Raw genomic sequence first — 25,685 nt, 5'->3', positions numbered from 1 at the left:
AAAGGAGCCCTTATGAATACAAAAGAATTGATTGCTAGCGAGTTGGCTAGCGTCATTGATAGTCTGGACCAAGAGGCTATTTTAAATTTACTGGAAACACCTAAAAACTCAGAAATGGGAGACATCGCCTTCCCTGCCTTTTCTCTAGCAAAGGTCGAGCGTAAAGCTCCTCAAATGATTGCAACAGATATTGCTGAAAAAATCAATAGTCAAGCCTTTGAAAAGGTTGTTGCTACTGGACCTTACGTCAACTTTTTCCTTGATAAATCTGCTATTTCGGCTCAAGTATTACAGGATGTTATTACTGAGAAAGAGCACTATGCTGACCAAACCATTGGCAAGCAAGAAAATGTCGTTATTGATATGTCTAGTCCCAACATCGCAAAACCATTCTCTATTGGGCACTTGCGTTCAACAGTTATCGGAGATAGCTTGTCACATATTTTCCAAAAAATCGGCTATCAAACGGTCAAGGTCAACCACCTAGGAGACTGGGGCAAACAGTTTGGAATGCTGATCGTTGCCTACAAGAAATGGGGAAATGAGGAAGCGGTTAAAGCGCATCCAATCGATGAACTTCTTAAACTCTACGTTCGCATCAATGCTGAAGCTGAAAAAGACCCTAGCTTGGATGAAGAAGCACGCGAATGGTTCCGTAAACTGGAGAATGGTGACGAGGAAGCCCTCGCTCTCTGGCAATGGTTCCGTGATGAAAGTTTAGTGGAATTCAACCGCCTTTACAATGAATTGCAAGTCGAATTTGACAGCTACAACGGAGAAGCCTTCTACAATGATAAGATGGATGCTGTTGTAGACATCCTCGCTGAAAAAGGACTTCTTGTGGAGTCAGAGGGAGCCCAAGTTGTCAATCTTGAGAAATATGGAATTAAACATCCAGCCCTTATCAAAAAATCTGATGGTGCAACTCTCTATATCACACGTGACTTGGCTGCAGCCCTTTACCGTAAAAATGAATACCAATTTGCCAAATCCATCTATGTTGTTGGTCAAGAGCAATCTGCCCACTTCAAACAACTCAAGGCAGTACTACAAGAGATGGGCTATGATTGGAGCCAAGACATTGTCCATGTTCCGTTTGGATTGGTAACAAAAGAAGGGAAAAAACTCTCTACTCGTAAGGGAAATGTCATCTTGCTAGAGCCTACTATTGCAGAGGCTGTTAGTCGTGCCAAGGCCCAAATCGAAGCGAAAAATCCTGAGTTAGAAGATAAAGACCAGGTTGCCCACGCTGTTGGAGTTGGGGCTATCAAGTTCTATGATCTTAAGACCGACCGTACAAATGGATATGACTTCGACCTTGAAGCTATGGTATCCTTTGAAGGAGAAACTGGACCTTACGTTCAATACGCCTACGCTCGTATCCAATCTATCTTGCGCAAAGCCGATTTCAAACCAGGTACAGCTAGCAACTACAGCCTGAATGATGCTGAAAGCTGGGAAATCATTAAGCTACTCCAAGACTTCCCACGTATTATCAATCGTGCAGCAGATAATTTTGAACCTTCTATCATTGCGAAATTTGCGATTAGTTTGGCTCAAGCTTTCAACAAGTACTATGCACATACACGTATCCTAGATGAAAGTCCTGAGCGCGACAGTCGTCTGGCCCTCAGCTACGCAACCGCAGTCGTCCTCAAAGAAGCTCTTCGTTTGCTCGGAGTAGAAGCGCCGGAGAAGATGTAAATCGCCAAAGTTACTTGATTGCGGAGCAATCTAAGTAACTAACGCCAAATCCTATTCGGACTTTGGCTTAGGCGCTTCACTAGTCATGGCCCCTAAATATAATCGATTTAGAGCCCATGACGTCGTAACTATCGTGACTTTGCTAGGTGTTTCGCTAACTTCCCAAACCAAATAACATCAATTTAGTTTAGGTTCTAATCTTTTAAATTACTTGAAAGTAATCTGAAAGATTGAGGCAAGATAACATTTATATTTTGTTCGGCCTTGTAGCTGTTCAATGAAATAATTTATTCACTTTTACTATTTCTTTATCACACTGGGAGATTCCTTATGAGCCAATATGCTTATATCCTCGTTGTACTTAGCTTGGTTTTCCTTTTTCTGCTCAATAAGTACGAGAAGGAGAGACTTCAAAGACTCTACCAAGAGCAACTCTTGAAGGACGAGACATTTAGGTCTGACATCAAAGAGAAAATTCACACGACTGAAAATATCAATGATGTCATTGCACATATCAATAAAACTTACCATCTGGGAATGTTGCTCTCAAAAGACGTCACAGATCAATTGAAATAATCAAAATCCGAGAAGCTTTCTTCTCGGATTTTTTAGTCTTAACCATATTCTCCTTGGAGAAATTTCATTAATGCATGTAAAGTTTTCTGTAATTTTCTATATTTTTTCAAAATGGTCTTGCATTTCCTTTAAGATTTTTGTAGAATAGTAGCTATCTATTCAGATTATTCTGAAAATTCAAAAACAGGAGTGTTTATTATGTCACAAGTTACGTTATCAAACCAGTCAACCTGGGCAAGCAAACTAAAGGCAATGGGGCCAGGAATCCTAATGGCTTCTGCTGCCGTTGGAGGTTCTCACATTGTATCCTCTACTCAAGCTGGTGGTTCTTATGGTTGGTCACTACTCCTCTTGGTTATCTTGGCCAATGTTTTTAAATATCCATTTTTCCGTTTTGGTGCCGAATATACTGCCGACACTGGTAAAACCTTGGTAGAAGGCTATGCTGAAAAAGGAAAAATCTATCTCTGGATTTTCTTTGTCCTCAATGTCTTCTCTGCTATGGTCAATACAGCTGGAGTCGCTATCCTTTGCTCAGCCATCATCGCTAGCGCTTTTCCAATGATTGGTCTTAGCATCACTCAGTGGTCCCTTATCCTTGTTGCAGTCATTTGGGCCATGCTACTCTTTGGTGGCTACAAACTATTAGATGGTATGGCAAAATGGATCATGTCTGCTTTGACCATTGCAACTGTTCTTGCAGTTATCATTGCAGCAATTAAACATCCAGAATACAGCTCTGATTTTGTCGAGAAGACACCTTGGCAAATGGCAGCCCTCCCTTTTATCGTTTCCCTCCTAGGATGGATGCCTGCCCCTATTGAAATTTCAGCCATCAACTCACTCTGGTCTGCTGAAAAGAAAAAGACTGTCAACTTTAATACAGAGGACGCTCTTTTCGACTTTAACGTTGGTTACATTGGAACTGCTATCCTGGCTGTATTCTTTGTAGCACTCGGAGCACTGATTCAGTATCCTACAGGACAAGCAGTTGAAGCAGCTTCAGCCAAGTACATTTCTCAATTTGTGGGTATGTATGCCTCTGTTCTTGGAGAATGGTCCCGTTATTTGATCACCTTTATCGCCTTTCTCTGTATCTTTGGAACGGTCATCACCGTTATCGATGGCTACTCTCGTGTCAATCAGGAATCGCTGCGACTCTTGATTCGTCAAAAAGAGGATTCTCGCAAATCTTTGAACATCTGGATGACCATTACCGCTATCATTGGTATCGTAATTATTAAATTCTTTGCTGGTCAAGTTTCCACCATGCTTCGCTTTGCCATGATCGGTTCTTTCCTGACAACACCATTCTTCGCTCTTTTGAACTATGTATTGGTGACACGTGAGAATAAAAATCTTCCTTCTTGGCTAAAACTCCTCGCTATCGCAGGATTGATTTTCCTCTTTGGCTTCGCTATTTTCTTTATCTATGCACTTGCCATCGGAAAAGCAGGATAGTTTATAAAATGGCACCCTGACAGGGTGCTTTTTGCATACTCAAAAGCAGTTGAAAATCTCAACTGCCCCTCAGTACTACTTTATTTTTCTGTCTCTAACTCATACAAGTCTGCAATGATTGCTGCGACTTTTTTAATATCTCCCAGCATGCCTCTCATTTCAAAATCTGCTAGAACGGGGAAACCAAAACGCTGGCTGTACTGCTTGGCTGTTAGGCAGTATTGATTGTTAAAATTGCGATTACCAGATCCCACTACCCCAAAACACTTACTAGCATTGTCTCCATAAGCGATAAAGTCGCCCACTGGAGTCGTTAGAATCTCAACATCGCCGTTATCGACACCATTTCCACCTTCCAGATAGGTCGGCAAGAAAGCGACATAGGGATGTTCCATTTCAAAGAATTCTTGGCCTTCCTTGACCAAATCCTTGATATGGATTTTTTGGACCTCAATTCCCTCATACTGAGACAAGAGATAGTCCTTGAGTCGGGTTACAAAACTCTCTGTATTCCCACTCAGACTGATATACACTAGGGATATTTTTTTCATGTTGACCTCGATTTTTTGTTTACGATTTAAAAAGAACTAACAAGATTGTAACTTGATAGTCCTTTTTTGTCAATACTTAGGCAACTTCTTCTGCTTCGACTTCTTCGGCCAAATCTTTTTGTTGGCGCCACATCTTGTAAAAGACTAAGGCTAAAAAGAGAACATTGATAATGATGAACAAAATATTCGTTCCTTGTGCAAATGCTCCCATTCCTAGGCCGAGGGTAGAATCTTTGATTAATTGAACCGCATCTTGAACATTCATATAGCTATAAACCAAACCAACAATCGCTAGTAGAACATAGCCAATATAAGCATAGTTTGCGAATTGCACATTTTTACGTACTAGAAATACAAAGGCTACTACAACTAAAATTGCAGATAAAACAATCAACAACGTATTAAAAATAGAGTGCGATGACGCTGTTACTTGGTAAGTATAGTTGACTGTGTCTTCTAATTGCTGAGCAGTAAGCGTCCCGCTATTCGCCAGGCTAGCACGAAGCACATCTTTACTTGGCAATGGACTCAAGATTCCAAATAATGACATAGATGAAATGAGGGCTGATAAGACTAACAAAACCCAAAGATAAATAGGATTCTTTTTCATGTTTTCCTCCAAAAGATATTTTGAACATTATAGCATTTTTTGTACAGGAATACAACTTTTACAAGCTAGTTTCAACTTGTTTCCGATAAGCTTTCGGTGATTTTCCGCACAATTTACGGAAAACCTTATAGAAATATCCAACATTACTATAGCCAACTGCATAGCAAATATCTTCGATGCTATCACTGGTCGACAGTAAGAGTTGCTGCGCTGCCTTAATTCTCTGTTTATTGAGCAATTCCGCAAAGGTTGAGTTGGTTTCCCTCTTGATCAGCTGACCGAGATAGACAGGATTGATAAAGAGATCCTTGCTAATATCCTTAAGTGAGAGCTCTTTCTGATAATCACGCCCAATCACCTCCAGAACGCTCACCACATTTTCATTCATGCGATACTGGCCAAAGAACTTGGTCAAGGTTTCTTTGATATAGGCAACCAATTCTTCAAAGGTGTTAATGGCATGGATAGCTTTGACAATCTCGGTCATATCATCTGCTTTTAGGTGTTCAAACAAATGAAAGACATCCATGACAAACTGGGTAAAGAGCTGCTTCGTGATAGCCACGCGCGGGGTATTCTCCAAGACGACCTTCTCTAGCAAGGTTAATTCTTCGATGATTTGATTGATATTCCCTTGGATAATCACCCGATAAATCGGCTCGTAATAGGCAAACAAACTCTCGGATTTTTCTAGATTAACTGAACCGTAGAAGAGGGCTTTTTCAGCGTTGATCTTCCAATTCTCAAAGGACTGCTGGTAGGGTGCTTCAAATGGTGTCACGACGATGCCATCGAGCGGTTGATCAGAGATGAAAATCTGCCAGTCTTGCCCCAAAACATAGTAAGGAATGGTAAAAGAACCCTGCTTTTCCTTGGATAGACCAATCCACCAGCTGTCTTTACCTGACAGGTAGTTCGTAAATCCTGTCTCATCCAATTCTTGACTGAGGGTCTGACTTTGTTCCACCTTTTCCTGAAGCTGCTGCGCAATTTTTTCTAATAAATTGCCCAACTCCACCTTGTCTACTGGCTTGACCAGATAATCCACGACACTAAGGTTCATGGCTTTTTTAACGTACTCAAACTCCTGATAACCAGACAGCAAGATATAATAGGTATCTGGAAGTAGCTCTTTCATTTCCCTAATCATCTCAAGTCCGGTCTTATCTGGCATGTTGACATCGGAAATGACCACATCTACTGGATTTTTCTTAATATAGTCCAAAGCATCATCTGCGTGATTAGCTGTTGCGACGACTTGCATATCCCATTTTTCAAAGGGGATTAATCGCTTGAGCCCCTCTGTCACCATGTACTCATCGTCTACTAATAAAACTTTATACATTTCTACCCTTTCTATTCATCCTGGATAGTGATATGGTAACGAACACCTTCTTGCTCAGCTGACTCTACACTGATTTGGTAGCGATCCCCAAAGTAGAGAACAAAGCGTTCGTGTACATTTACTATTCCAATTGATTGCCGCTCCCCACTATAGCTTGCCTCGTGTTCAAAACTTCGTTGAGCTAATTTTTCTTGCAAGCTAGCTAGTTTCTCAGCGGGCATTCCTCGACCATTGTCTTCCACTAGGATTTCAACGAAGCCTTGGCCCTTCAAGGCTTTGATACTGATGACATTATCCGTTCTGCGATGGTCAACACCATGGGCAAAGTAGTTTTCTACCAATGGTTGGAGTGTAAATTTTGGAATCCTCATTTCTTCCAATTCTGGTGCAATCTTGAAACCATAGGCAATGGATTTAGGATAACGCACCATGCAGAGATAGCTATATTTTCGGCAAAATTCCAACTCCTGCTTCAAGGTCGTTTCCCGCTCGTCAGAGATATTGTTGCGTAACAAGCTACTAAATTCATAGATAATATCTGCCAGTTCATCCTGACTTTGCATGACGGCATACATCCGTAAAAACTCCAGAGTATTGTACATAAAGTGAGGATTGATTTGAGCCTGCAGGGCTCGCATATTGGCATCTTTTTGACTGAGCTCTAGCTGATAGATATCATGGATATTTTTTTCCAGGCGATCCAACATATCATTGGTTGTTTCTGCAATGAGAAGCAACTCTTGGTCTTTTTCAGAGGTATCGATTCGAAGGCCTTCTTCTCCTTGAGCAATCACCTCGATCGAATCAACTAGGTCTACGACCTGCTTTTGGTAATTTGAAAAAGTCTGTCTAAGGGTCACGTACAAAATAATGATAAAGAGAATACTTAGCCCAATAATGACAGCTGAACTCGTCAAAGTTCCTGTAAGAACAAAATTTTTAGGAACAGCGACTCGAACCTGATAACCATGAGAGGTGACACCCACAAACCAGTTTTCTCGCTCGGCTGAGACCTTCTCCCCAATATGGAACATCTCGGTCTCAAAAGGCGAAGTTACTGTTACAGCCATTGGGATATGACCCCGAGTATTGTCAATAGCGCCATGTAAAACATCCGGGGATAGGGAGATATAGATCACTCCTAAATCCTTGTCAGACACAGGATCGGAAACAGGAATGGCAAAACTATTGGCTGTTGGCTTAAAATCCTCTGCAGGAATTTTCTCTCCACTGCGTTTTTCTCTAGTCGAAACATACACTTCCTTGTAGTCCTGAAGAACAATAGCCACTCCAGTCACAAAATCATTCCGAACATAGAGGTCATCAATATTTTCATACAGGGAAACCGATATATAAGGCGAAGTTTTACGCTCTAATTGCCAATAGAAATAGTCTGGTGTGCTGAGACTGAAATACTTGTAAATCCCTTCGATGCGGGCCTGATTTTCAACCAAAGACTGAGCAAGTTGGGTTGACTCTCTGTGATAGTATTCCACTTCACTCACTGTCCGAGTGGTCACACGTTCTGCAACCCGTTGGGCCTCCTTCTCACGCGAGTCCCAGTCAGCATACGATAATATAATCGCAAAACTGGCAATGACCACGATCATAACCAAACTATAAATCCGTAAAAGAGAGTGAAGCCAGAACTGCTTCATTCTATTTTGTCGCCAATTTTTCATGGATACTTTCATAAATAGGTTCCAACATATCACTGATAAAGAAATGCCACATTCCAATTCCTACAAAAAAGAGCAAGGCAGGCATATAATAACCAACTCCTACAAGGAGAGCGGACCCGAGTAAAACCTTGGCAATCGCAGGTAAGCTCATAAAAATCCCTATAAGGGACAGTTTCAAGGTATTTTGGTAGGATAAATCAAAGTACACCTGAAGTTTCAAGGAAACAGTATAGGCTAGAAAGACAAGAGCAACTACAAGGACATTGAGAAAGGTCGCCAAGAGGTGGAGAATTGTCTGATGGGGCAATTGAACTAGAAGATACAAACCATAAACTAGGACAAGATCCACAAACACAAAACTATAGAAAGCCAGGTTGCTCTTGACAAAATTACTCTTATACAATTCCCAAGCTTCCTTCAAATGGTATGCTCGATAGGTATACCCATGCTCCGCATACAAACTCATAAGAGTTGCACTAGCTGGTGCCAAACCAAAGACCACTCCTCCTGCTAGTGTTAATAGCCAGAAATAAGCCGTCGCCATCATTCCCAAAAAGATACGATTAAAGACGAATTCTAGAAATTTTCCCATGCTACTCTCCTTAAACTAACGATGTAACTATTATATCATATTTCAAACGTTTTCAAAAATATAGAACTCCCATTTACAATCCTCAAAAAGCGTGATACAATTGATTTTGTTAGTTTATATCAAGGAGAAACTCATGAAGAAAAATATCTTAACCACCCTCTTAGCTGTCGTCCTTTATTTCCTCTGTCTAGCGATTGGAGTAGTACTTGGTCACTTGGTTGACTCAACGGGCAATATGTTCTATGCTCCGGCTTTTTCAGCCCTTGTTGGGGGTAGCGTCTACATGTTTCTTCTGGTAAAAGTTCCTCGTTTTGGTGCCATTACCACTCTAGGACTTTTTATGGCACTTTTTTTCCTAGCTAGCAAGCATGGCGCTGGTGCCTTTCTCCCAGGACTCGCCTGTGGTCTTGCAGCAGATGCTATCGCTCGTCTCGGCAACTACAGAGATCGAATCAAAAACACTCTCTCCTTCCTCGTCTTTGCTTTTAGCACAAGTGGCCCTATCTTCCTCATGTGGATCAATCCAGCATCCTACGAGGCAGCTCTCCTCGCTCGTGGAAAATCTCAGGAATACATTGACCGTATCATGGTCGCTCCAGAGCTGGACAAAATCCTTCTCTTTGTTTCAAGCATTCTCCTTTGTGCCTTGATTGGTGCTGTGGTTGGGCAAGCCATTAGTAAAAAGTTTACACACAAAATCTAATCACTAAAAAAGAGCCCTTGGGCTCTTTTTATTTATGACTCAATTTCTTGGTCAAGAAATCTCCCAAGAACTGGATTGTAAAGATAATCAAAATGATAATGATAGTCGCCAAGATGGTCACATCGTGATTGTAACGGTTAAATCCATAAGCGATGGCTACGTTACCGATACCACCAGCACCAACTGCTCCCGCCATAGCTGTTTCCCCAACAAGGGAAATCAAGGTCACAGTCGTCACACGAATCAAATCTGGAAGACCTTCTGATAGGTAAACACCCACGATGTCCCAGAAGGTCGCTCCGCTCGCTTGAGCCGCCTCAATGACACCACCATCCAACTCAGCCAAGACCACCTGCACCTGACGGGCAAAGAAGGCAAAGACCGCAAAAGAAAGGGGGACAAGGGCTGCATTTGGCCCAATGCTCGTCTTCACAATCAAGTGAGAGAGTGGCGACATGATTGCCAAGAGGATGATGAAAGGAACCGCACGGAAAATAGAGGTGATCTTGTCTAAAATCCAGAAGATAACCTTATTTTCCAAGACACCGCCTGGCGCTGTCAAGACGAGGAAAAGACCTGCTACCAACCCCAAGAACCCTCCGATGATGAAGGAAAGAACTGTCATATAAAGAGTTAGGTAGATAGCTGTTCCCCAGCCAGCCTGGCCTGACCAGCCCATCTTGTAGACATTTGGTAAGTAAGTTTGAATCAACTCTGTCATTTTACTGTCCTCCCTTCAATACTTTTAGTTGGACACCAGCCTGACGGATGGCATCTTGAGCACCTGCTAGCGATACTTTTTCACCTGACAAGACCACCACCAATTCTCCAACGGGAGTACCATCGAGAATTTCGATATTTCCATAGAGGATATTGGCCGTTACTTGGTAATGTTTGTACAATTCATTCAAAAGTGGTTCGTCTGTCGAAGCCCCTGCATACTTGAGCTGCACTAAGATACTGTTCTCAGATAAATGTTCTACGATTTCTTGCTTCTCAATCTTAACCATGGCTTCGTCAATACCTGTTGCAGTAGAGATGAAGTCTTGGGTCAAAGGTTGTTTAGGGTCTGAGAAGATTTCAAGAACACTTCCTTCTTCAATCAAACGGCCATCCTGCATGACCGCCACACGGTTGGCAATGTCTTTGACAATCTGCATTTCATGCGTAATCAAGACAACGGTCAATCCTAATTTTTGGTTCAAATCTTGCAACAAAGCCAAAATCTGCTTAGTTGTCTTAGGGTCAAGGGCAGACGTTGACTCGTCTGAAATCAAGATTTTTGGATCATTGGCCAAGGCACGCGCAATGGCCACACGCTGTTTTTGCCCTCCAGATAGTTGTGAAGGGTAGTTTTCAGCACGATCCGCCAAGCCAACCAAGTCCAACAACTTAGCTACTTTAGCTTTCTTTTCTTCCTTGCTGAGTCCAGAGTGTTTGAGGGCAAAGGCTACATTTTCCTCTGCTGTCTTTTGGCTCATCAGGTTGAAATGCTGGAAAATCATCCCAATGTCTTGACGTTTCCGACGCAACTGCTCTGCCGTCAGAGTGACCTTACCATCAAAAATCACATCGTCATCAATGGTAATTTTCCCAGCAGATGGCTTTTGCAAGAGGTTAATCACCCGTACAAGAGTGGATTTCCCTGCTCCAGAATATCCAACGATTCCGTAGATATCCCCTTCTTGGATGTGAATGGTCACATCCTTGACCGCTGTGATGGTTCTCTTCTTTTGGTGAAAAGTCACATCAATCTGATCTAACTTGATAATATCTCTACTCATAGCTTCTAATCAGCTCCTCTACTAATTCAATATGGGTGTAGTAATCGGCGATTCGCACGTTTTCATTTCCACCATGGTCTCGGCTATTGGCATTTCCTAGACCGAAGGCCACCATTGGTACCTCTAGGGCATCAAAGACCGTATGCATCGGTCCTGTCCCCGCTGTGGTCGGCAAGACTGAGACGCCCTGTGGATAGAATTTCTTGGCCAACTCGATCACATTGAGAATGGCCGGCGCGCTCATATCGCTTCGATAACTCATCTCTCCCAAGGTATAGTATAATTCTACCTTATCAAAGCCATTTTTGTCTAGCTGTTTCCGAATTTTTTCCAGAACATCATGCGGTTCTAGACCAGGAACCAAACGAACCTCAAGCTTAGCACTGGCTTCTGCTGGCAAAATCGTTTTAACTCCTTGCCCTTGATAACCTGACTGAATCCCTTCGATATTAAGGGCTGGCTCGAAAAAGAACCGTTTTAGAAAGGCTGCACGTTCCTCTTGTAAGAGAGGCAATTCCAAGCCATAAATGCGACTGATTTCCTCAGGATTGCGTTGGGCGTAGGCATCTACCAAGGCTAGTTCTCGTTCATTTGGCTCTTGAACATCCTCGTACAAGCCTTCTACTAAGATACGTCCATCTGCTGCACGTAGGCTACTTAGAGCCTGGATAAGATACCATGGAGCTGATTCCACGACACCACCATAACTCGAGTGGATATCCACATCAGCACTTTTTACCTTGGCATCAAAGGTTACAATTCCCTTGTTTCCGCCAGAGATTTCCAGCTGTTCCAAGGCGTTCTTTGTCCCTTGTTCCCAGACTAGCAAGTCCGCTCCACGAAGTTTGTCTGCGTGTTTCTCTAAATACTTATCTAGATCCATGGAAGCAGACTCCTCTGCTCCCTCCATGATAAAGCTGATATTGACAGGTAGGTCATCATGATGCTGCATATACTTTCTCAGAGCACTCAAACGAGCCGTGATATGGCCTTTGTCGTCATCAACCCCACGTCCATACATAAAACCATTTCGCACAGAAAGGGTAAAAGGATCCTCTGTCCACACCTGGTCGCCATCCGCTGGCACGGTGTCATAGTGATTATAGAAGATCAAGGTCTTGGCATCCGGACGCGAGCTCTTGAAATGCGCCATGACAAAGGGAGCCGTATAGCTCTCATCAATCTCGACTTCAGCTCCTACACGCTTGAAAATCTCACCCAGATAGTTTGCGACTTCCTTGAGTCCAACCTGCTGGGCAAAAACTGATTTCTTGGAAATCAAGGTGCGCAAGACTTCAAAATAATGTTGGGCCACATGATCCTTCTCAAATTTTTCAATCTGCTCTTGTTCGCTAGGAAAAACCATTTTCTCTCTCTCTTTCTACTACGTACTTGCGTCCTCAGAACGACCACAAGTGCCTCTTTAAAATCAACTCTCTATACAAAAGTAAGAGGTGGAAACTCTCTCCCACCTCCCTGTGTCTTATTACCAAACTGGTTGGTCCAAACCGTCTGATGTTTCTTCGATAACTTTTTTCACTTCATCAGTGTGGTAAGCTGCGATAATTTTCTTGATGGCATCAGCCTTAGGTGATGATTCCCAATCTTTTTTCGCAACAATGATGTTGTACCATTGTTTTGAGTTTTCATCAGCTTGTTCTTTGAAAAGTGCTTTCTTGTAGTCCAATTTTGCTTCTGTAACGAAGGTATTGTTTACAACGGCAGCATCAACTGATGACAATGAACGAGCTGTTTGACTAGCGTCCAATTCAGTAATCTTCAAGTTCTTTGGATTTTCTGTGATGTTAGCAACTGTTGCAAGTGCAGTTCCAGAAACATCCAATTTGATCAAACCAGCTGATTGAAGCAAGTAAAGCGCACGGCTTTCGTTTGTTGCATCGTTTGGTACGGCGATTTCACCGTTATCTGGGATTTCTTCCACTTTGGTATACTTGTTTTCTTCCCCATTTTTACCTGAGTAAAGGCGGATTGGTGAGATGTAGGTATCTGCAATCGCTACAAGGTCTTTCCCGTTTTCTTTGTTCCAGTTATTCAAGAAGTTGTAGTGTTGGAAAGCATTCAAGTCTACTTCGCCATCAGCAGTTGCCTTGTTTGGTTGTGAATAGTCTGTGAACTCTGTGAATTCCAATTTAATTCCATCTTTTTCAACCAATTCTTGGATTTTATCCCAACGCGCTTCTTCAGAACCGCTACGGTTAACTGTTGCAATTTTGACAACTGTTTCGTTGTCTGCTTTCTTTTCTGAATTTCCGCAAGCTGCAAGAGTCAAACCTGCGACTGTAGCAAGCGCCGCTACACCGAGCCATTTTTTAATTTTCATGATTCTTTCTCCTTTAAAAATAATACCGTAATAGTATCTCATACTTTATTTGAATTAGCAAATTGTTATTAGATAGGCAGACATATAGTTTGAAACTATATACCTAAAAATTGAGAAATCATCCGCCTTTCTCAGACTGGATGATTTCATACGACTATTTGATATCAGCTTCTGCTGGGAGGTAAGTGTCCCCGAAGAACTGTTTAGACAATTTTTCAAGAGTTCCGTCTTTGTAGAGTTCTTGGATACGTTTGTCTACAAATGATTTCAACTCATCTTGACCTTTAGCAAGAAGTGGGTAAACGTAAGGTTGTTGGTCGCTTGGAAGTTCAATGACTTTCAAGTTATCCAAACCTTGGTTCTTGATAACTGTTTCAACACCGATTTTATCAAAAATCTTGTAGTCAAACTGACCATCGCTCAAACGAGACATGATTTGTTGGAAGTCCGCTTTAGTGTAGTTAAGAACAGTTGGATTATCTGCGTGTTGTTTGTTATAATCTTCTAGCTGTTTAGCTGATGTTGTCCCTTGAACAACCTCAGTAGACTTGCCTCCGATATCATCAAGCGACTTGATGCTGTCGTCGTCTTTCTTCACAACGAGAACGTTAGGGTTTTTAGCAGTTGGAGCTGCATAAAGGTACTTTTCAGCACGTTCTTTGGTATAGCTGATATTGTTCACAGCCATTTGATAACGGTCGCTATCAAGACCTGCAAAGACACCTGACCACTCTGTCTTTTCAAACTTGACATCGTATTTGTCAGAGTCTTTAAAGATAGCACGGACTACTTCAATCTCATAACCAGTCAACTCACCATTTTCTTCGTAGTTAAATGGTTTTGGTGAAGCATTGGTTGCAACGATAATTTCTTTCTTACCAGATGCTGCTTCGCTAGTTGCAGTATCTTTCTTATCTCCACCTGAACAAGCTGCTAGTACACCTGCGGCAACAAGTCCTAGAGCAGCAAGAGATGAATATTTGACGATTTTTTTCATGTCATTTCCTCCAAAATAGAATACTTTACTATCTTAACAGAAAAAAGGAATTTACGCCATTATATGATATCTATCTCTGTGATAGTTTTTTTTTATGGCTGATTTAAAAGACCAGACGCAAGACTGCAATCAAGACTACCCCAAAAAGAACCGTACCTACTAGATTGCGGTAGCGAAAGGCTACCCAAGCCGTTGGAAAAACTGCCAAGAAGTTCAGCCATTTGATCTGAGGAAGGCTCCCAACCTTGCCAGTCACTACGCTTGAAAGGATCAAGGCAAAGATAATGGAAACAGGCAAGAACTTCAAAAACCGCTCAACGATAGCTGGCAAGCCCTTGTACTTAACCAAGATGAAGGGAATCATACGGGGAATCCAAGTCACCAATCCAGAAAAGAGGATTGCCATTAAAATATACTTACTGACCATCTAAGACCACCCCCATGGTACAACCTAGCAAGGTCGCAAACAAAACAGCTAGCGACTGAGACACTACTGTCAAGAGCAAAAAGAAAGACACCGCAACAACGGCTAGGATCCGCAGCAGATTCCGTACAGGAACCCGTCTTTGCATAATCTGAAATTGCGAAGTAAAAATCCCGATAAACATCCCAACAAGGGCAAAGTCTAAGCCAAAGACTTCAGGATTTGGAAGAAGGCCACCTAAAGCTGTCCCCGCCACTGTCCCAATAAACCAGGCTACATAACTATTGAGATTGTTCCCGTGCATCCACATAGGATGGACTTTGTCTGTATGGGCTAATTCGCCCATCAAAACTCCATAGGTCTCATCAGTCAAGAGGCTAGACATACCGATGTTTTGCCAGAGACTAGTATGACGGAAATAGGTCGACGCATGTAAGCTCAGCAAAAAGAGTCGCAAGTTGATCAAAAAGACCGTCATGGCAATGGCCGCAACAGGCGCTTGAACCGCAATCAATGCCAACATGGCAAACTGGGCACTCCCAGCATAAACAAAGAGGCTCATCAAGCCCATCTCAACAGGTGTCACATAGGGCGCGCCAATAATCCCACAAGCCAGACCAATGCTGACATAGCCAAGGGCAGTCGGCATGGCTGCCTGTACACCTTCCCAAAATCCTTTTTCTTTCATCCTTCTCCTCATATTCTCTCCAATTGCGACTGTTCGTCATCACAGCCACAGCACGGACTATTATAACATATTCAAAGAAGAGAAAAAAGTTTCGGATTCGAAACCTATTGCCAGCAAAAAGTGCTGAAGAGGAAGCATCATGGATACATGAGAAATTGATCCACTCGGATAGTATACTTATCGGTTTCTGTGTCTGTAGCATATTTATTTTCTGTTGGATAGACATCGATCCAGAGTTCCCACTGTTGTCCTTTTAACTTGACCTTGTAGCGATAACCGTCATCATAGAGGCCTACTGTATCAGTTGTCCTGGACTGGTAATCTGGAAGAGCTTCAATTTCTTTTTTTATAGTCTGGGATAAGTTATTGAGCAATGCTTGCTGCTCAGCTTTTGAGGTAACGGGAAAATAAGCCGCTACTGTTTCCAAGTGATGCGATTTTGAAAATGTAAAGGTTGCTCGACCAGTATAGCCTTTCAAAGTAATCTGCTCATAGTGATAGAAAAGGCGACCTGTTTTATAGAGATAAGGATCTTTTGCACGCCAAGGATTGTGATAGCCTGTTTCTGTCTCTTCTACTATTTCATGAGGTTTTCCAAACGCTTTTTCAAAAGATTCGAGGGGCATATTAAAAGAAACGGATTCAAACATGACCAATTGCGTCTTTTGAAACATTCGAAAAACCATTAAAGAAAGCAACAATACCACTATGGCAAGTGCCGTACTCATTATTTTTTTAAATCTCATATCTCTACTATACTAAAAAACTCGGGCATTTGTCCAAGATAAAAAAGTCAACAATTAACTGACTCTTTATTCTATGGTATAGAAGGAAAGGATTACGATGCATGCCTCCGATATTGACTAATCCCAACCCCATACTCCTTATCTTCAGGCTTTTCATGATATCCAAGTTCTGTCGAATAAACCTCGACCCAGAGATCCTCCGTTTGCCCTTGTAATTTGACTTTATATTGATAAGAATCTTGATCTAGTCCTACCATTTCAACTGTCATAGACTGATAGTCTGGTAAAGATTCAATTTCTGTTTTTATAGCCTGCGATAGTTTGCCAAGTAGTTCTTTCTGTTCCATTTTTGAAGCAACAGGAAAAGAAGCCCTCGCTTCTTCCAAGGTATGCCATTTTGAAAACGTAAAATCTGCGCGGATAGTATAGCCTTCCCATCTCATATTTTCGTAATAGTAGAAAAGGCGACCTGTTTTATAGAAATACGGGTCTTCTGCACGCCAAGTATCACGATAGGCCATTTCCTCCTCTTCCACGACTTTGTCAGCTACTACAAATGTATTTTCAAAAGATTCTACAGACATATAAAACGAAAGCGATTTAAACATGACTAACTGCGTACTAGGAAATTCCAAATTTTTAAAATTTTGGTAAGATTTTATAAATAAGATTATCACTCCAAGAGCAAGCAAACCACTGATTATTTTTGTAAATTTCATATTTCTACTATACTAAAAAACTCTATGATTGACAAACTTTGATAGAGTCGGATGCTGTGAAGGGTAAGTGACAAACCGCCATAATAAGAAAAAGACTGGGAAGCCAGTCTTATCGAAATTAAATCAAAGTTCCCTACTAAATGCTCTCACGAATATTCAAGAGCATGACAAATGCGGTTAGGAGTAATAGCAATAGAATAAAGCTGACCGCTAAGGTCCCAAAACTTGTAGCAATCGTTACGAAAACGATTGTGAATAGACTTGGTAAGACAACCGTAATAGCACCAATAGAGGATTGAACCGCTCCCATTGACTCCTCAGGTATTTGTTTAAAGACGAGTTCTTGCAATCTAGGAGAGAGTAACCCTGCGATGAAGGCATCCAAGGAGCTGAAAAGCAGAATCAAACCAAAATGAACTGTGGCAAATCCTACTAGAAGGAGTAACTGGATGACGACCGAAGCGTATAGAGCTGTTTTTATAGAAATCGTATTTTTCAGATAGCCACTTACAAGACTTCCAACAATAAGTGCTAACAATTCTAGCGTTGATAACAAAGCGAGCGATTGACCAGTTTGTAAATTCAAAAACGGTTGGTTTCTTAAAAAAAGAGTCGAAATAGGAACAGTGACATTGATCACAGCTTGGCTGATAGAGACGATAAACAAAATGAAGATCACTCTATCCATATTCCAGATCAATTTCGATGATTGGAACAAATGCTGGCAAAACGATTTTATAGAAAGACCTTCTTGATAGCTAATTGTTTTTTCAACTTTCAAAAGATCATTTTTTATGAGAAGAATACCTACAAATGCTATCAGAAACGTCAGAGCGTTTAGCAAGGAAATGAACTGAATGGAAAGAATTCCTAGTAAAACCCCTCCTAGAATATTACTGATTGTCCGAACTAAACTAACTGTTGATTGTTTAAAGCCAATAGCTTCTGTCAGATGTTCTTTCCCAATGATTCTTATAAAAATAGGAGTTAGCATGGCTCCTGAAAAGTAACTCAATGTATCCGACAAGAGGTTCATCAAACAAATAAAGAATACAAGCCATAAGGAAAAGGACTGCCCTGAAAGCGAAAGTGCAACTATAGAATAAAGTACAAATTTGACAAAACTAATAAGCGTATACTTTAGAACACGATGATGTTGAAAGTCAGCCAAAACTCCCATAAAGATTTGCAGAACTTGAGGAACAGTCTCTGAAATCGTAATGAGTAAAATTGCCAAGGGGGCAAACGAAGCGTCTGCTACATAATTCAAAAAAGCAAGATAAAAAATCGTATCCCCAACCGTCGAAATCCACTGGTTGATGGTTAATTGCCTAAAATCTCTATTTTGAATAAATACTTTCATCGCAACTCCTTTTTGAATTCAAATGGGAAGTTCTTCCCAAGGATAGACCGATATTGCTGAGCACCTAAAATTACAGCAACGGTAAAATTTGACCAATGCCATTGTAGACTATGTGCAGTCCAATAGGCCAATAAATGGACTTTGTCACTCTAAATAAGACTGCAAATATGAGACCGCCACCCATATATACGAAAAAGTCTGTCAAGACCCAACCGTGGTTACTAATGTGCAAGATTCCAAACAAAGCAGCTGAACCAAGCACATCCAGTCCCCACTTCTTTCCTTTTTCCAGAGCGGTCATCACCAATCCACGATAAATCATCTCTTCAAAAATGGGACCTGCAATCACAGGATAGAAAAAATACATCAAAAATGCCGTTGCTCCCGTAAAAGTAGGGACATCCAGTTGATAAGCAATTTCATTTTTGGTAGATGGGAAAAGATAAAATGTGACGAAATTCCAAATAACAAAAGCAAGAAGAGCTAAAAAGGAATAAAAAAGATAGGAACCTCTAAATTTTCGACTGTTAATTTTCTGCCATTTTCCCGACCAAATCATAACAATAATAGCAAGCAAAACCACAAGAAAATTCAACAGCATATCCGACAAATAATAGGCAAAGTCAGATAGACCAGCAGCAAGGTCGCTGTGTAAGACCAGACGAATAAAGAACTGGTCAGCAATGACAAGTAAAACGGCTATAAAAAAGTAGTAGCGTGAGATTATCTTTTTCATTCTATTTTCTCCTATACTATGAAATAAGGATAGTATAACACGGAAATCACCACATTTTAGTAAATCGCATATTTGACATTTTTTCTCATAGAAATCTCTCATTTGCGATAGTGGATTAATCGATAAGTTCTTTATATTGCTGTAAGCGTAGTTCAAAAAGGGCTATTAATTGGGGATTTTCTAATATTTGCAGAGATTGGATAAAGTGTTCAATCTCTTTTTGATTGCTTCCCTTAGTTTGAAGGAAAATGCTCATCTTCTTTAAAAACTGCCACAATAATTTCTCAAAAACATCGTATGGACGGAGCATACTCTCCAGCTCGGCTTCAAAGATTGGGATATAAGAAAAAAGTTTGCGCTCCATGAGCTCTGAGATGATATTTAACAGCCCTTGTTTCATATACAATCGATTGTGTACTAACTCTTTAAATTCCTTTGATTTTTCAAGTAAAGAGGTTGATAAAAAGATTAGATCTTGGTTGCTCAAGAAGGGCATGGTATTGCAAAAAATATAGAGTTCAAACCAGGTCCAAGACTCGATAGCATAGAGGTAGCTAGTCAAAAACTCACTATCCTCTTCTTCTAGCGGATAGTTTTTATCCAAGGAATGGATAGCATCTTTGATCACAATAGCATTCAAACGACGATAGGTCTGCGCCATCTGTTCCTGCTCGACTTCCTCTAATAGTTTCTCTAAGCCAGCTATATCTTGATGGGCAAAACGATCTACAACCTTTCGTCCAAATCGCATGTGTGGGGATTCCTGATAATTATTAAGCTTGTGTCCAAACTCATCGAAGGTCACATTTATCCCTTGGATAGCTAGTATCAGTTTATCTGCAGACAGCATAGACTGTCCCAGTTCAAACTTGGATAGCTGGGATGCTGTCAGCCCATCACAAGCCACATCTGACTGCTTGAGTTTTCTCGCCAGGCGCAGTTCCTTGTAAAACTCTCCCAATTCCATTCTCTCAATCATCTGACCACCTCCTAATTTTTACATATTATATCATCATTTTTACAGATTTGTCAAAATATTCTGACACTTTCTGGAGTAAAAAAGCCAGCTTCAAGCTGACTCTTTATTCTATGGTATCAAAGGCGAGACTCGGTTTGGCATTGAGATCCAAGCCTGCAAAGTTTTCTTTATTCCACTCGCTGACGCTGGCATAGGCAATCATACCTGCATTGTCTCCGCAAAGGCGTAGGGGTGGGATGATGACCTTGACATCTGTGATTTCGGTTGCTAGGCGTTCTCTGAGACCTTTATTAGCTGCCACGCCACCGGCTACGACTAGGGTTTTAACAGGGTATTTTTCTAAGGCTTTCTTGGTTTTTGCCATAAGAATATCCATGACTGCTGCTTGAAAGGAAGCTGACAGATCTTCCTTGGACAAGCTCTCTCCCTTTTGCTCAGCATTGTGGTGAAGATTGATAAAGGCAGACTTGAGACCTGAGAATGAAAACTCCAGGTTATCTTCCTTAATCATAGCACGAGGAAAGTCATAAATATCCTGTCCCTGATGAGCTAGCTCATCAATCTCGCGACCTGCTGGATAGGTCAAGTCCATGACACGGCCAACCTTATCATAGGCCTCACCAACCGCATCGTCTCGTGTCTCCCCAACAATTTTATAATCACCAGCCTCGGAAACATAGACCAACTCGGTGTGTCCTCCGCTGACCAAGAGTGCCAACAAAGGAAACTCCAAAGGCTCCACACTCTGAGCTGCCATGAGGTGACCAGCCATGTGATTAACGGGAATCAGCGGAAGTCCATGTGCCCAAGCAAAGGCCTTAGCAGCTGATAAACCAACTAGTAAGGCTCCAACCAAGCCCGGTCCATAAGTAACGGCAACGGCTGTTACGTCATCTTCGGTAATTCCTGCTTCTGCCAGTGCTTCCTCGATACAGGCTGTAATAACCTCGACATGGTGACGACTGGCCACTTCTGGCACTACGCCCCCAAAGCGTTTGTGACTCTCAATTTGACTAGCAATGACATTGGACAAGAGCTCATCATCGTTTTTCAGTACGGCGACACTGGTCTCATCACAGGATGTCTCAAATGCTAAAATGTATCTATCCTTCATCTATTTCTCTCTTCATGATGATGGCGTCCTCGACTGGGTCATGGTAGTAGGCCTTTCGCTCAGCGATGACCGCCATCTTTTCTTTCTTGTAAAATGCTTGCGCTCGTTGGTTTGACTTTCTGACTTCGAGGAAAATTTCTTTGTCGGCAGGCAAAAAGTCAAACAAGGCTGTCGCGATTTTCTGCCCCTGATAGGCTTTTTTGACAGCGATTTGCAAGACTTCTGCCTCAAAGAGATTCTCCTGAACAGCTAGAAAGCCAATCACTTCTGCCCCATCATAAGCCACAGCATACCATGTCTGGTCTTGAGACAGGTCTGCTTGGATTTGTTCCAGGGTCCAAGGACTGACTGGGTAAACAGCTGCCATGACAGCGTAGATGGCTTGAGCTAGGGCAGGTCGCTGTTGGATTCGTTTGATTTCTATCATAGGCGTTTAATGTAAGACTCACCAGACTCGGTATGGTTCTTGAGCCAGTTTTCCTCAGCTTCTACACGCTTGAGATAGTTTGGTACAAAATCGTGCAAGGAGTCTGCTTTCTTGTCCCATGCCCAAAGAGCTAGATTAGCTGCATTTGGCAAGGTTTCCTGGTAACTAGCTTGTGGTAGCTGTTCTTGGATCTGCTCCACAAAGGGGCCAACTTCTCCAACAAAGGTCACCTGTTCAGCATCCGTGACTTTTTCTAGCACTTCCGCAAAGGACAAGTGTGCTTCTGGCATGACAGGTTTGGCATTTTCATAAAATCCTGCATAAACATTGTTGCGACGCGCATCCATCAGGGGAACAAGTAAGCCTTCTTGTTGGCGCGGTACCAGAGACAAAAGACTCGACATACCAATTAACTCAATGTTCAGGGTATGAGCCAAGGTCTTGGCAGTTGCTACCGCAATTCGTAAGCCTGTGTAGCTACCTGGGCCTTCAGCCACCACGATTCGATCCAAATCCTTAGGTGTCCAATCCAGACTGGCCATCAAAAAATCGATGGCAGGCATGAGGGTAATACTGTGATTCTTCTTAATATTAATCGTCGTCTCGGCAAGAACCTGCTTGTCCTCTAAAATGGCTAGAGAAAGAGCCTTGCTGGACGTATCAAAAGCTAATACTTTCATAACACATTCCTATCTTTTTGTCTGTTTACTATTATACTACAAAAGCCAGCGCATGGGAATTTTCTTTGTTTTGAAACAAAAGAGGCCTGCCACTTAGACAAGCAATTCTACACAAAAAATTTAAAAAAGTTATATCTTTTTTGAATAGAAAAGTGAACAAGGAAATTGAAAGGTTCTTTGTAAAAAATTTGGATCATGCATTTATGTTTCAACTCGATTTTCGATTTGAGAAATCATCGTCATAACAATAAAGATAGCACCTAAAAATAGAAAAAGTCCATCCCATCTATCAAGACGAGGTGGATTTTCTGTATATTTAGATGAATAATTGACTTTAGGCATTTAAACCAAAGTAGAAAACGAACCAGACAACATAGGTGACCAGGAGAAGAAAAATTGAATAGAGCGTCACAAAAGCAAGCTTCCAAAGGAACTTTGTTTTGCGGTGTTCCAGATGCACAAACAGGGCATTCCCCCCATAGACACAAGCTACAAAGACTACAAACATCAAGAGGCGAACCCCTACTGCAAATTCAAACAAACTAAACATTCTTAATCCTCCTTCTGGTATTCCTTTTTTATTTAAACTGTTGACAATGTTGGTCTATCAATGTTAAAATGTAATTCAACATTGGTAGGAAAATCAGGTTGAGTCGTTGACTCTTCGGGTTGCAGTGCTATCCCTGAAACTTTGGTTTCTACTGAAATTGCGATTGAACAATTCGCCCCCAGTGTTAGATGGCTCTTGACTTCGGTCAGGAGCTTTTTGATGCTTTTAAAGTTGATTCCCTCAGTAAGTTATAGTAAAATATAAATATTGAGAGGATAACGTAGGGCGACTGGTAACAGAGCGTTCAAAGGTACCAACTTCTGGTACGGGTGTGGGACTGCCCTCAGCTTTGAGCTGTAAAGACCCCTGACTACCATTGGTCCTCTCTTTTTGCTTACTCTTAAATTAAGTGCTTGTCTTTACCTTTTAGTAAGCGCTCCACTCCATGCTATTTCTACATCGTTATACTTATAGATTGACTTCTTAGCCTCATAGATGATAGAATTAAGTAAAGGCTGAGATCGAGTTTGATTTGGTGACAAGTCATTCAAAGGTTGCGATGCATTCGCTTCAGGTAGAGGTGCTGCCATCTGGACTGCTCCAGGAAAATCCCCGAGTTTTGTCTCAGCCTTTTTATTTGCTCTTGAGATTTCTCAAGAGCTTTTTCTTTTTTCAAAGATATCATTCTGCCCCAACCATCTACACCAACGATTAATGAAACTAGAACTGTATTCTTCCTCAAACCTACTATCTCCATAGATTCCCCCTTTAATTATAACACCTAAGCGCTCTCCGACCAAATCCTACCTGTCTTTTTGCTCCTCCTTCCCCTCCCGACTTTCTCCATTTCCGTCTTTTACTAATTTTTCATTTTGTGGTATAATTGAAATAATTGTAACGAATCAAGGTCAATCTAGACACAAAATGGAATGAAATCAAGCAAATCTCTGCTAAAAGTTTGGAATAAGCTGACCTGTAAATAGAAAGGAACTATATGATTTACAAAGTTTTTTATCAAGAAACAAAAGAACGTAGCCCACGTCGTGAAACAACACGCTCACTTTACCTAGACATCGATGCCAACTCAGAACTTGAGGGCCGTATCGCTGCTCGCCAACTTGTCGAAGAAAACCGCCCAGAGTACAACATCGAGTATATCGAACTCTTGTCTGACAAATTGCTAGATTACGAAAAAGAAACTGGCGCTTTCGAGATTACGGAGTTCTAATATGGCCTACACTCTTAAACCTGAAGAAGTCGGCGTTTTTGCCATCGGTGGTCTGGGAGAAATCGGGAAAAACACATACGGAATTGAATACCAAGACGAGATTATCATCGTCGATGCTGGGATTAAATTCCCAGAAGATGACTTGCTGGGTATCGACTATGTCATTCCTGATTACTCTTACATCGTAGACAATATCGACCGCGTCAAGGCTGTCTTGATCACACACGGACACGAGGATCACATCGGTGGGATTCCTTTCCTGCTCAAGCAAGCAAATGTCCCTATCTACGCTGGACCGCTTGCCCTGGCTTTGATCCGTGGAAAACTCGAAGAACATGGTCTCTTACGCAACGCCAAACTATACGAAATCAACCACAACACTGAGTTGACCTTTAAAAATCTCAAGGCGACTTTCTTTAGAACCACTCACTCTATTCCAGAGCCTTTGGGAATTGTCATTCATACCCCGCAAGGAAAAATCGTCTGTACGGGTGACTTTAAGTTTGACTTTACTCCAGTTGGGGAACCTGCAGACTTGCACCGTATGGCAGCCCTTGGTGAAGAAGGCGTACTCTGCCTCCTCTCTGACTCGACAAATGCAGAAGTCCCAACCTTTACCAACTCTGAAAAAGTCGTTGGTCAGTCCATCATGAAGATTATCCAAGGTATCGAAGGACGCATCATCTTTGCATCCTTTGCCTCAAATATCTTCCGTCTCCAGCAAGCAACAGATGCTGCTGTTAAGACTGGACGAAAGATTGCGGTCTTTGGACGTTCGATGGAAAAGGCCATTGTCAACGGGATCGAGCTTGGCTACATCAAAGCTCCTAAGGGAACCTTTATCGAGCCAAATGAAATCAAAGACTACCCTGCAGGCGAGGTTCTGATCCTCTGTACAGGTAGTCAAGGCGAGCCAATGGCAGCCCTCTCTCGTATCGCTAACGGAACCCACCGTCAAGTGCAACTCCAACCCGGCGATACCGTTATCTTCTCTTCAAGCCCAATCCCTGGAAATACTACTAGCGTCAACAAGTTGATTAACATCATTTCTGAAGCTGGTGTCGAAGTCATCCACGGTAAGATTAACAATATCCACACCTCTGGACACGGTGGTCAGCAAGAGCAAAAACTCATGCTCCGTTTGATCAAGCCCAAATACTTCATGCCTGTCCACGGTGAATACCGTATGCAGAAAGTCCATGCTGGACTAGCGGTGGATACGGGTGTCGAGAAGGACAATATCTTTATCATGAGCAATGGTGATGTGCTTGCCCTTACTGCTAACTCTGCCCGTATCGCAGGCCATTTCAACGCGCAAGACATCTATGTTGATGGAAATCGTATCGGTGAAATCGGCGCTGCTGTCCTCAAAGATCGTCGTGATCTATCCGAAGACGGTGTCGTTCTAGCAGTCGCAACTGTTGACTTCAAGTCTAAAATGATCTTGTCTGGTCCTGATATCCTCAGCCGAGGCTTTGTCTACATGAGAGAATCTGGAGACTTGATTCGCCAAAGCCAGCGCATCCTCTTCAATGCTATTCGTATCGCATTGAAAAATAAGGACGCCAGCATACAATCCGTCAATGGTGCTATTGTCAACGCCATTCGTCCTTTCCTCTATGAAAATACAGAACGTGAACCAATCATCATCCCGATGATCCTCACACCAGATGAAGAAGAATAAA

28 protein-coding genes are annotated in these 25,685 nt (G+C 41.9%); 6 read left to right on the top strand and 22 right to left on the bottom strand.

Annotation, left to right across the window (positions count from 1 at the left end; translation table 11 throughout):
• Positions 1-12 precede the first annotated feature (12 nt).
• From argS to HMPREF2885_RS00670, 3 genes are all read left to right on the top strand, one after another.
• Entirely contained in the window at positions 13-1,704 is a 1,692-nt protein-coding gene (argS, locus tag HMPREF2885_RS00680) for an arginine--tRNA ligase (protein ID WP_070656859.1), read from the top strand.
• Positions 1,705-2,034: 330 nt separating this feature from the next.
• Positions 2,035-2,280: a hypothetical protein gene (locus HMPREF2885_RS00675; protein WP_000084865.1), complete on the top strand. Its 246-nt coding sequence runs from the start codon at positions 2,035-2,037 to the stop codon at positions 2,278-2,280.
• A 198-nt stretch (positions 2,281-2,478) separates the two neighbouring features.
• A complete protein-coding gene (locus HMPREF2885_RS00670; protein WP_070656858.1) occupies positions 2,479-3,741 on the top strand; it encodes an NRAMP family divalent metal transporter in 1,263 nt (420 codons plus the stop codon).
• An 80-nt stretch (positions 3,742-3,821) separates the two neighbouring features.
• Here HMPREF2885_RS00670 and nrdI read toward each other — a convergent pair whose 3' ends face one another.
• The 5 genes from nrdI to HMPREF2885_RS00645 form a co-directional block, all read right to left on the bottom strand.
• A complete protein-coding gene (gene nrdI / locus HMPREF2885_RS00665; protein WP_000724244.1) occupies positions 3,822-4,292 on the bottom strand; it encodes a class Ib ribonucleoside-diphosphate reductase assembly flavoprotein NrdI in 471 nt (156 codons plus the stop codon).
• A 76-nt stretch (positions 4,293-4,368) separates the two neighbouring features.
• Complete coding sequence (locus tag HMPREF2885_RS00660; protein WP_000740038.1) at positions 4,369-4,902, bottom strand: ABC transporter permease; 534 nt, start codon at positions 4,900-4,902, stop codon at positions 4,369-4,371.
• Positions 4,903-4,960: 58 nt separating this feature from the next.
• On the bottom strand, positions 4,961-6,247 hold the full coding sequence (locus HMPREF2885_RS00655; protein WP_000278905.1) for a response regulator transcription factor: 1,287 nt from the start codon (positions 6,245-6,247) through the stop codon (positions 4,961-4,963).
• An 11-nt stretch (positions 6,248-6,258) separates the two neighbouring features.
• Positions 6,259-7,929 carry a sensor histidine kinase gene (locus HMPREF2885_RS00650; RefSeq protein ID WP_083307356.1) on the bottom strand — a complete coding sequence of 557 codons (1,671 nt, stop codon included), beginning with the start codon at positions 7,927-7,929 and terminating at the stop codon, positions 6,259-6,261.
• Positions 7,907-8,521, bottom strand: a complete 615-nt coding sequence (locus HMPREF2885_RS00645; RefSeq protein ID WP_065371514.1) for a YesL family protein — start codon at positions 8,519-8,521, stop codon at positions 7,907-7,909. The genes HMPREF2885_RS00650 and HMPREF2885_RS00645 overlap by 23 nt, the downstream gene beginning before the upstream one ends.
• A gap of 133 nt (positions 8,522-8,654) precedes the next feature.
• Here HMPREF2885_RS00645 and HMPREF2885_RS00640 point away from each other — a divergent pair, with 133 nt between their 5' ends.
• Complete coding sequence (locus HMPREF2885_RS00640) at positions 8,655-9,224, top strand: MptD family putative ECF transporter S component (protein ID WP_070656857.1); 570 nt, start codon at positions 8,655-8,657, stop codon at positions 9,222-9,224.
• Between the two features lie 28 nt (positions 9,225-9,252).
• Here HMPREF2885_RS00640 and HMPREF2885_RS00635 read toward each other — a convergent pair whose 3' ends face one another.
• From HMPREF2885_RS00635 to HMPREF2885_RS00555, 17 genes are all read right to left on the bottom strand, one after another.
• Positions 9,253-9,945, bottom strand: coding sequence for a methionine ABC transporter permease (locus tag HMPREF2885_RS00635; RefSeq protein WP_049550187.1), 693 nt, complete (start codon positions 9,943-9,945; stop codon positions 9,253-9,255).
• 1 nt (position 9,946) lies between these two features.
• Positions 9,947-11,008: a methionine ABC transporter ATP-binding protein gene (locus tag HMPREF2885_RS00630; RefSeq protein ID WP_049477567.1), complete on the bottom strand. Its 1,062-nt coding sequence runs from the start codon at positions 11,006-11,008 to the stop codon at positions 9,947-9,949.
• Positions 11,001-12,374, bottom strand: a complete 1,374-nt coding sequence (locus HMPREF2885_RS00625; RefSeq protein WP_070656856.1) for a M20 family metallopeptidase — start codon at positions 12,372-12,374, stop codon at positions 11,001-11,003. Before HMPREF2885_RS00625 ends, HMPREF2885_RS00630 begins: the two co-directional genes overlap by 8 nt.
• A 120-nt stretch (positions 12,375-12,494) precedes the next feature.
• Entirely contained in the window at positions 12,495-13,349 is an 855-nt protein-coding gene (locus tag HMPREF2885_RS00620) for a MetQ/NlpA family ABC transporter substrate-binding protein (protein ID WP_000694533.1), read from the bottom strand.
• 154 nt (positions 13,350-13,503) lie between these two features.
• Positions 13,504-14,346 (bottom strand): amino acid ABC transporter substrate-binding protein, encoded by an 843-nt coding sequence (locus HMPREF2885_RS00615; RefSeq protein ID WP_000724967.1) that lies wholly within the window; start codon positions 14,344-14,346, stop codon positions 13,504-13,506.
• A gap of 103 nt (positions 14,347-14,449) precedes the next feature.
• Entirely contained in the window at positions 14,450-14,773 is a 324-nt protein-coding gene (locus tag HMPREF2885_RS00610; protein WP_070534645.1) for an AzlD domain-containing protein, read from the bottom strand.
• Positions 14,763-15,458, bottom strand: a complete 696-nt coding sequence (locus tag HMPREF2885_RS00605) for an AzlC family ABC transporter permease (protein WP_000659754.1) — start codon at positions 15,456-15,458, stop codon at positions 14,763-14,765. The genes HMPREF2885_RS00610 and HMPREF2885_RS00605 overlap by 11 nt, the downstream gene beginning before the upstream one ends.
• 137 nt (positions 15,459-15,595) lie before the next feature.
• Complete coding sequence (locus tag HMPREF2885_RS00600) at positions 15,596-16,204, bottom strand: hypothetical protein (RefSeq protein ID WP_070656855.1); 609 nt, start codon at positions 16,202-16,204, stop codon at positions 15,596-15,598.
• 92 nt (positions 16,205-16,296) lie between these two features.
• Complete coding sequence (locus HMPREF2885_RS00595) at positions 16,297-16,923, bottom strand: hypothetical protein (RefSeq protein WP_000673206.1); 627 nt, start codon at positions 16,921-16,923, stop codon at positions 16,297-16,299.
• Between the two features lie 136 nt (positions 16,924-17,059).
• Positions 17,060-18,286, bottom strand: coding sequence for an MFS transporter (locus HMPREF2885_RS00590; RefSeq protein ID WP_000862370.1), 1,227 nt, complete (start codon positions 18,284-18,286; stop codon positions 17,060-17,062).
• A 70-nt stretch (positions 18,287-18,356) separates the two neighbouring features.
• A complete protein-coding gene (locus HMPREF2885_RS00585) occupies positions 18,357-19,022 on the bottom strand; it encodes a CPBP family intramembrane glutamic endopeptidase (RefSeq protein ID WP_000720891.1) in 666 nt (221 codons plus the stop codon).
• A 115-nt stretch (positions 19,023-19,137) separates the two neighbouring features.
• Positions 19,138-20,001 carry an XRE/MutR family transcriptional regulator gene (locus tag HMPREF2885_RS00580; protein ID WP_000572849.1) on the bottom strand — a complete coding sequence of 288 codons (864 nt, stop codon included), beginning with the start codon at positions 19,999-20,001 and terminating at the stop codon, positions 19,138-19,140.
• 103 nt (positions 20,002-20,104) lie between these two features.
• Entirely contained in the window at positions 20,105-21,115 is a 1,011-nt protein-coding gene (tsaD, locus tag HMPREF2885_RS00575) for a tRNA (adenosine(37)-N6)-threonylcarbamoyltransferase complex transferase subunit TsaD (protein WP_000655029.1), read from the bottom strand.
• Positions 21,105-21,542 (bottom strand): ribosomal protein S18-alanine N-acetyltransferase, encoded by a 438-nt coding sequence (gene rimI, locus HMPREF2885_RS00570; RefSeq protein ID WP_000569849.1) that lies wholly within the window; start codon positions 21,540-21,542, stop codon positions 21,105-21,107. Before rimI ends, tsaD begins: the two co-directional genes overlap by 11 nt.
• A complete protein-coding gene (gene tsaB / locus HMPREF2885_RS00565; protein ID WP_000865687.1) occupies positions 21,539-22,222 on the bottom strand; it encodes a tRNA (adenosine(37)-N6)-threonylcarbamoyltransferase complex dimerization subunit type 1 TsaB in 684 nt (227 codons plus the stop codon). The genes rimI and tsaB overlap by 4 nt, the downstream gene beginning before the upstream one ends.
• 334 nt (positions 22,223-22,556) lie before the next feature.
• Positions 22,557-22,772, bottom strand: coding sequence for a hypothetical protein (locus tag HMPREF2885_RS00560; protein WP_000492028.1), 216 nt, complete (start codon positions 22,770-22,772; stop codon positions 22,557-22,559).
• Between the two features lie 547 nt (positions 22,773-23,319).
• A complete protein-coding gene (locus tag HMPREF2885_RS00555) occupies positions 23,320-23,529 on the bottom strand; it encodes a hypothetical protein (protein WP_000407020.1) in 210 nt (69 codons plus the stop codon).
• Positions 23,530-23,766: 237 nt separating this feature from the next.
• On the opposite strand from HMPREF2885_RS00555, the gene HMPREF2885_RS00550 reads away from it, so the two are divergent.
• Positions 23,767-24,000, top strand: a complete 234-nt coding sequence (locus HMPREF2885_RS00550; protein WP_000639582.1) for a DNA-dependent RNA polymerase subunit epsilon — start codon at positions 23,767-23,769, stop codon at positions 23,998-24,000.
• 1 nt (position 24,001) lies between these two features.
• Positions 24,002-25,684, top strand: a complete 1,683-nt coding sequence (gene rnjA, locus HMPREF2885_RS00545; protein ID WP_000331969.1) for a ribonuclease J1 — start codon at positions 24,002-24,004, stop codon at positions 25,682-25,684.
• Position 25,685 lies beyond the last annotated feature (1 nt).

The sequence above is a fragment of the Streptococcus sp. HMSC062H02 genome (genome assembly GCF_001813005.1).
Taxonomy (GTDB): Bacteria; Bacillota; Bacilli; order Lactobacillales; family Streptococcaceae; genus Streptococcus; species Streptococcus oralis_S.
This window is presented reverse-complemented; position numbering and strand designations above follow the sequence as displayed.

Excerpts from the sequence above, each read along its gene's own strand:
- argS (WP_070656859.1), top strand. The coding sequence starts at position 13 with ATGAATACAAAAGAATTGATTGCTAGCGAGTTGGCTAGCGTCATTGAT.
- HMPREF2885_RS00675 (WP_000084865.1), top strand. The coding sequence starts at position 2,035 with ATGAGCCAATATGCTTATATCCTCGTTGTACTTAGCTTGGTTTTCCTT.
- HMPREF2885_RS00670 (WP_070656858.1), top strand. The coding sequence starts at position 2,479 with ATGTCACAAGTTACGTTATCAAACCAGTCAACCTGGGCAAGCAAACTA.
- nrdI (WP_000724244.1), bottom strand. The coding sequence starts at position 4,292 with ATGAAAAAAATATCCCTAGTGTATATCAGTCTGAGTGGGAATACAGAG.
- HMPREF2885_RS00660 (WP_000740038.1), bottom strand. The coding sequence starts at position 4,902 with ATGAAAAAGAATCCTATTTATCTTTGGGTTTTGTTAGTCTTATCAGCC.
- HMPREF2885_RS00655 (WP_000278905.1), bottom strand. The coding sequence starts at position 6,247 with ATGTATAAAGTTTTATTAGTAGACGATGAGTACATGGTGACAGAGGGG.
- HMPREF2885_RS00650 (WP_083307356.1), bottom strand. The coding sequence starts at position 7,929 with ATGAAAAATTGGCGACAAAATAGAATGAAGCAGTTCTGGCTTCACTCT.
- HMPREF2885_RS00645 (WP_065371514.1), bottom strand. The coding sequence starts at position 8,521 with ATGGGAAAATTTCTAGAATTCGTCTTTAATCGTATCTTTTTGGGAATG.
- HMPREF2885_RS00640 (WP_070656857.1), top strand. The coding sequence starts at position 8,655 with ATGAAGAAAAATATCTTAACCACCCTCTTAGCTGTCGTCCTTTATTTC.
- HMPREF2885_RS00635 (WP_049550187.1), bottom strand. The coding sequence starts at position 9,945 with ATGACAGAGTTGATTCAAACTTACTTACCAAATGTCTACAAGATGGGC.
- HMPREF2885_RS00630 (WP_049477567.1), bottom strand. The coding sequence starts at position 11,008 with ATGAGTAGAGATATTATCAAGTTAGATCAGATTGATGTGACTTTTCAC.
- HMPREF2885_RS00625 (WP_070656856.1), bottom strand. The coding sequence starts at position 12,374 with ATGGTTTTTCCTAGCGAACAAGAGCAGATTGAAAAATTTGAGAAGGAT.
- HMPREF2885_RS00620 (WP_000694533.1), bottom strand. The coding sequence starts at position 13,349 with ATGAAAATTAAAAAATGGCTCGGTGTAGCGGCGCTTGCTACAGTCGCA.
- HMPREF2885_RS00615 (WP_000724967.1), bottom strand. The coding sequence starts at position 14,346 with ATGAAAAAAATCGTCAAATATTCATCTCTTGCTGCTCTAGGACTTGTT.
- HMPREF2885_RS00610 (WP_070534645.1), bottom strand. The coding sequence starts at position 14,773 with ATGGTCAGTAAGTATATTTTAATGGCAATCCTCTTTTCTGGATTGGTG.
- HMPREF2885_RS00605 (WP_000659754.1), bottom strand. The coding sequence starts at position 15,458 with ATGAAAGAAAAAGGATTTTGGGAAGGTGTACAGGCAGCCATGCCGACT.
- HMPREF2885_RS00600 (WP_070656855.1), bottom strand. The coding sequence starts at position 16,204 with ATGAGATTTAAAAAAATAATGAGTACGGCACTTGCCATAGTGGTATTG.
- HMPREF2885_RS00595 (WP_000673206.1), bottom strand. The coding sequence starts at position 16,923 with ATGAAATTTACAAAAATAATCAGTGGTTTGCTTGCTCTTGGAGTGATA.
- HMPREF2885_RS00590 (WP_000862370.1), bottom strand. The coding sequence starts at position 18,286 with ATGAAAGTATTTATTCAAAATAGAGATTTTAGGCAATTAACCATCAAC.
- HMPREF2885_RS00585 (WP_000720891.1), bottom strand. The coding sequence starts at position 19,022 with ATGAAAAAGATAATCTCACGCTACTACTTTTTTATAGCCGTTTTACTT.
- HMPREF2885_RS00580 (WP_000572849.1), bottom strand. The coding sequence starts at position 20,001 with ATGATTGAGAGAATGGAATTGGGAGAGTTTTACAAGGAACTGCGCCTG.
- tsaD (WP_000655029.1), bottom strand. The coding sequence starts at position 21,115 with ATGAAGGATAGATACATTTTAGCATTTGAGACATCCTGTGATGAGACC.
- rimI (WP_000569849.1), bottom strand. The coding sequence starts at position 21,542 with ATGATAGAAATCAAACGAATCCAACAGCGACCTGCCCTAGCTCAAGCC.
- tsaB (WP_000865687.1), bottom strand. The coding sequence starts at position 22,222 with ATGAAAGTATTAGCTTTTGATACGTCCAGCAAGGCTCTTTCTCTAGCC.
- HMPREF2885_RS00560 (WP_000492028.1), bottom strand. The coding sequence starts at position 22,772 with ATGTTTAGTTTGTTTGAATTTGCAGTAGGGGTTCGCCTCTTGATGTTT.
- HMPREF2885_RS00555 (WP_000407020.1), bottom strand. The coding sequence starts at position 23,529 with ATGGAGATAGTAGGTTTGAGGAAGAATACAGTTCTAGTTTCATTAATC.
- HMPREF2885_RS00550 (WP_000639582.1), top strand. The coding sequence starts at position 23,767 with ATGATTTACAAAGTTTTTTATCAAGAAACAAAAGAACGTAGCCCACGT.
- rnjA (WP_000331969.1), top strand. The coding sequence starts at position 24,002 with ATGGCCTACACTCTTAAACCTGAAGAAGTCGGCGTTTTTGCCATCGGT.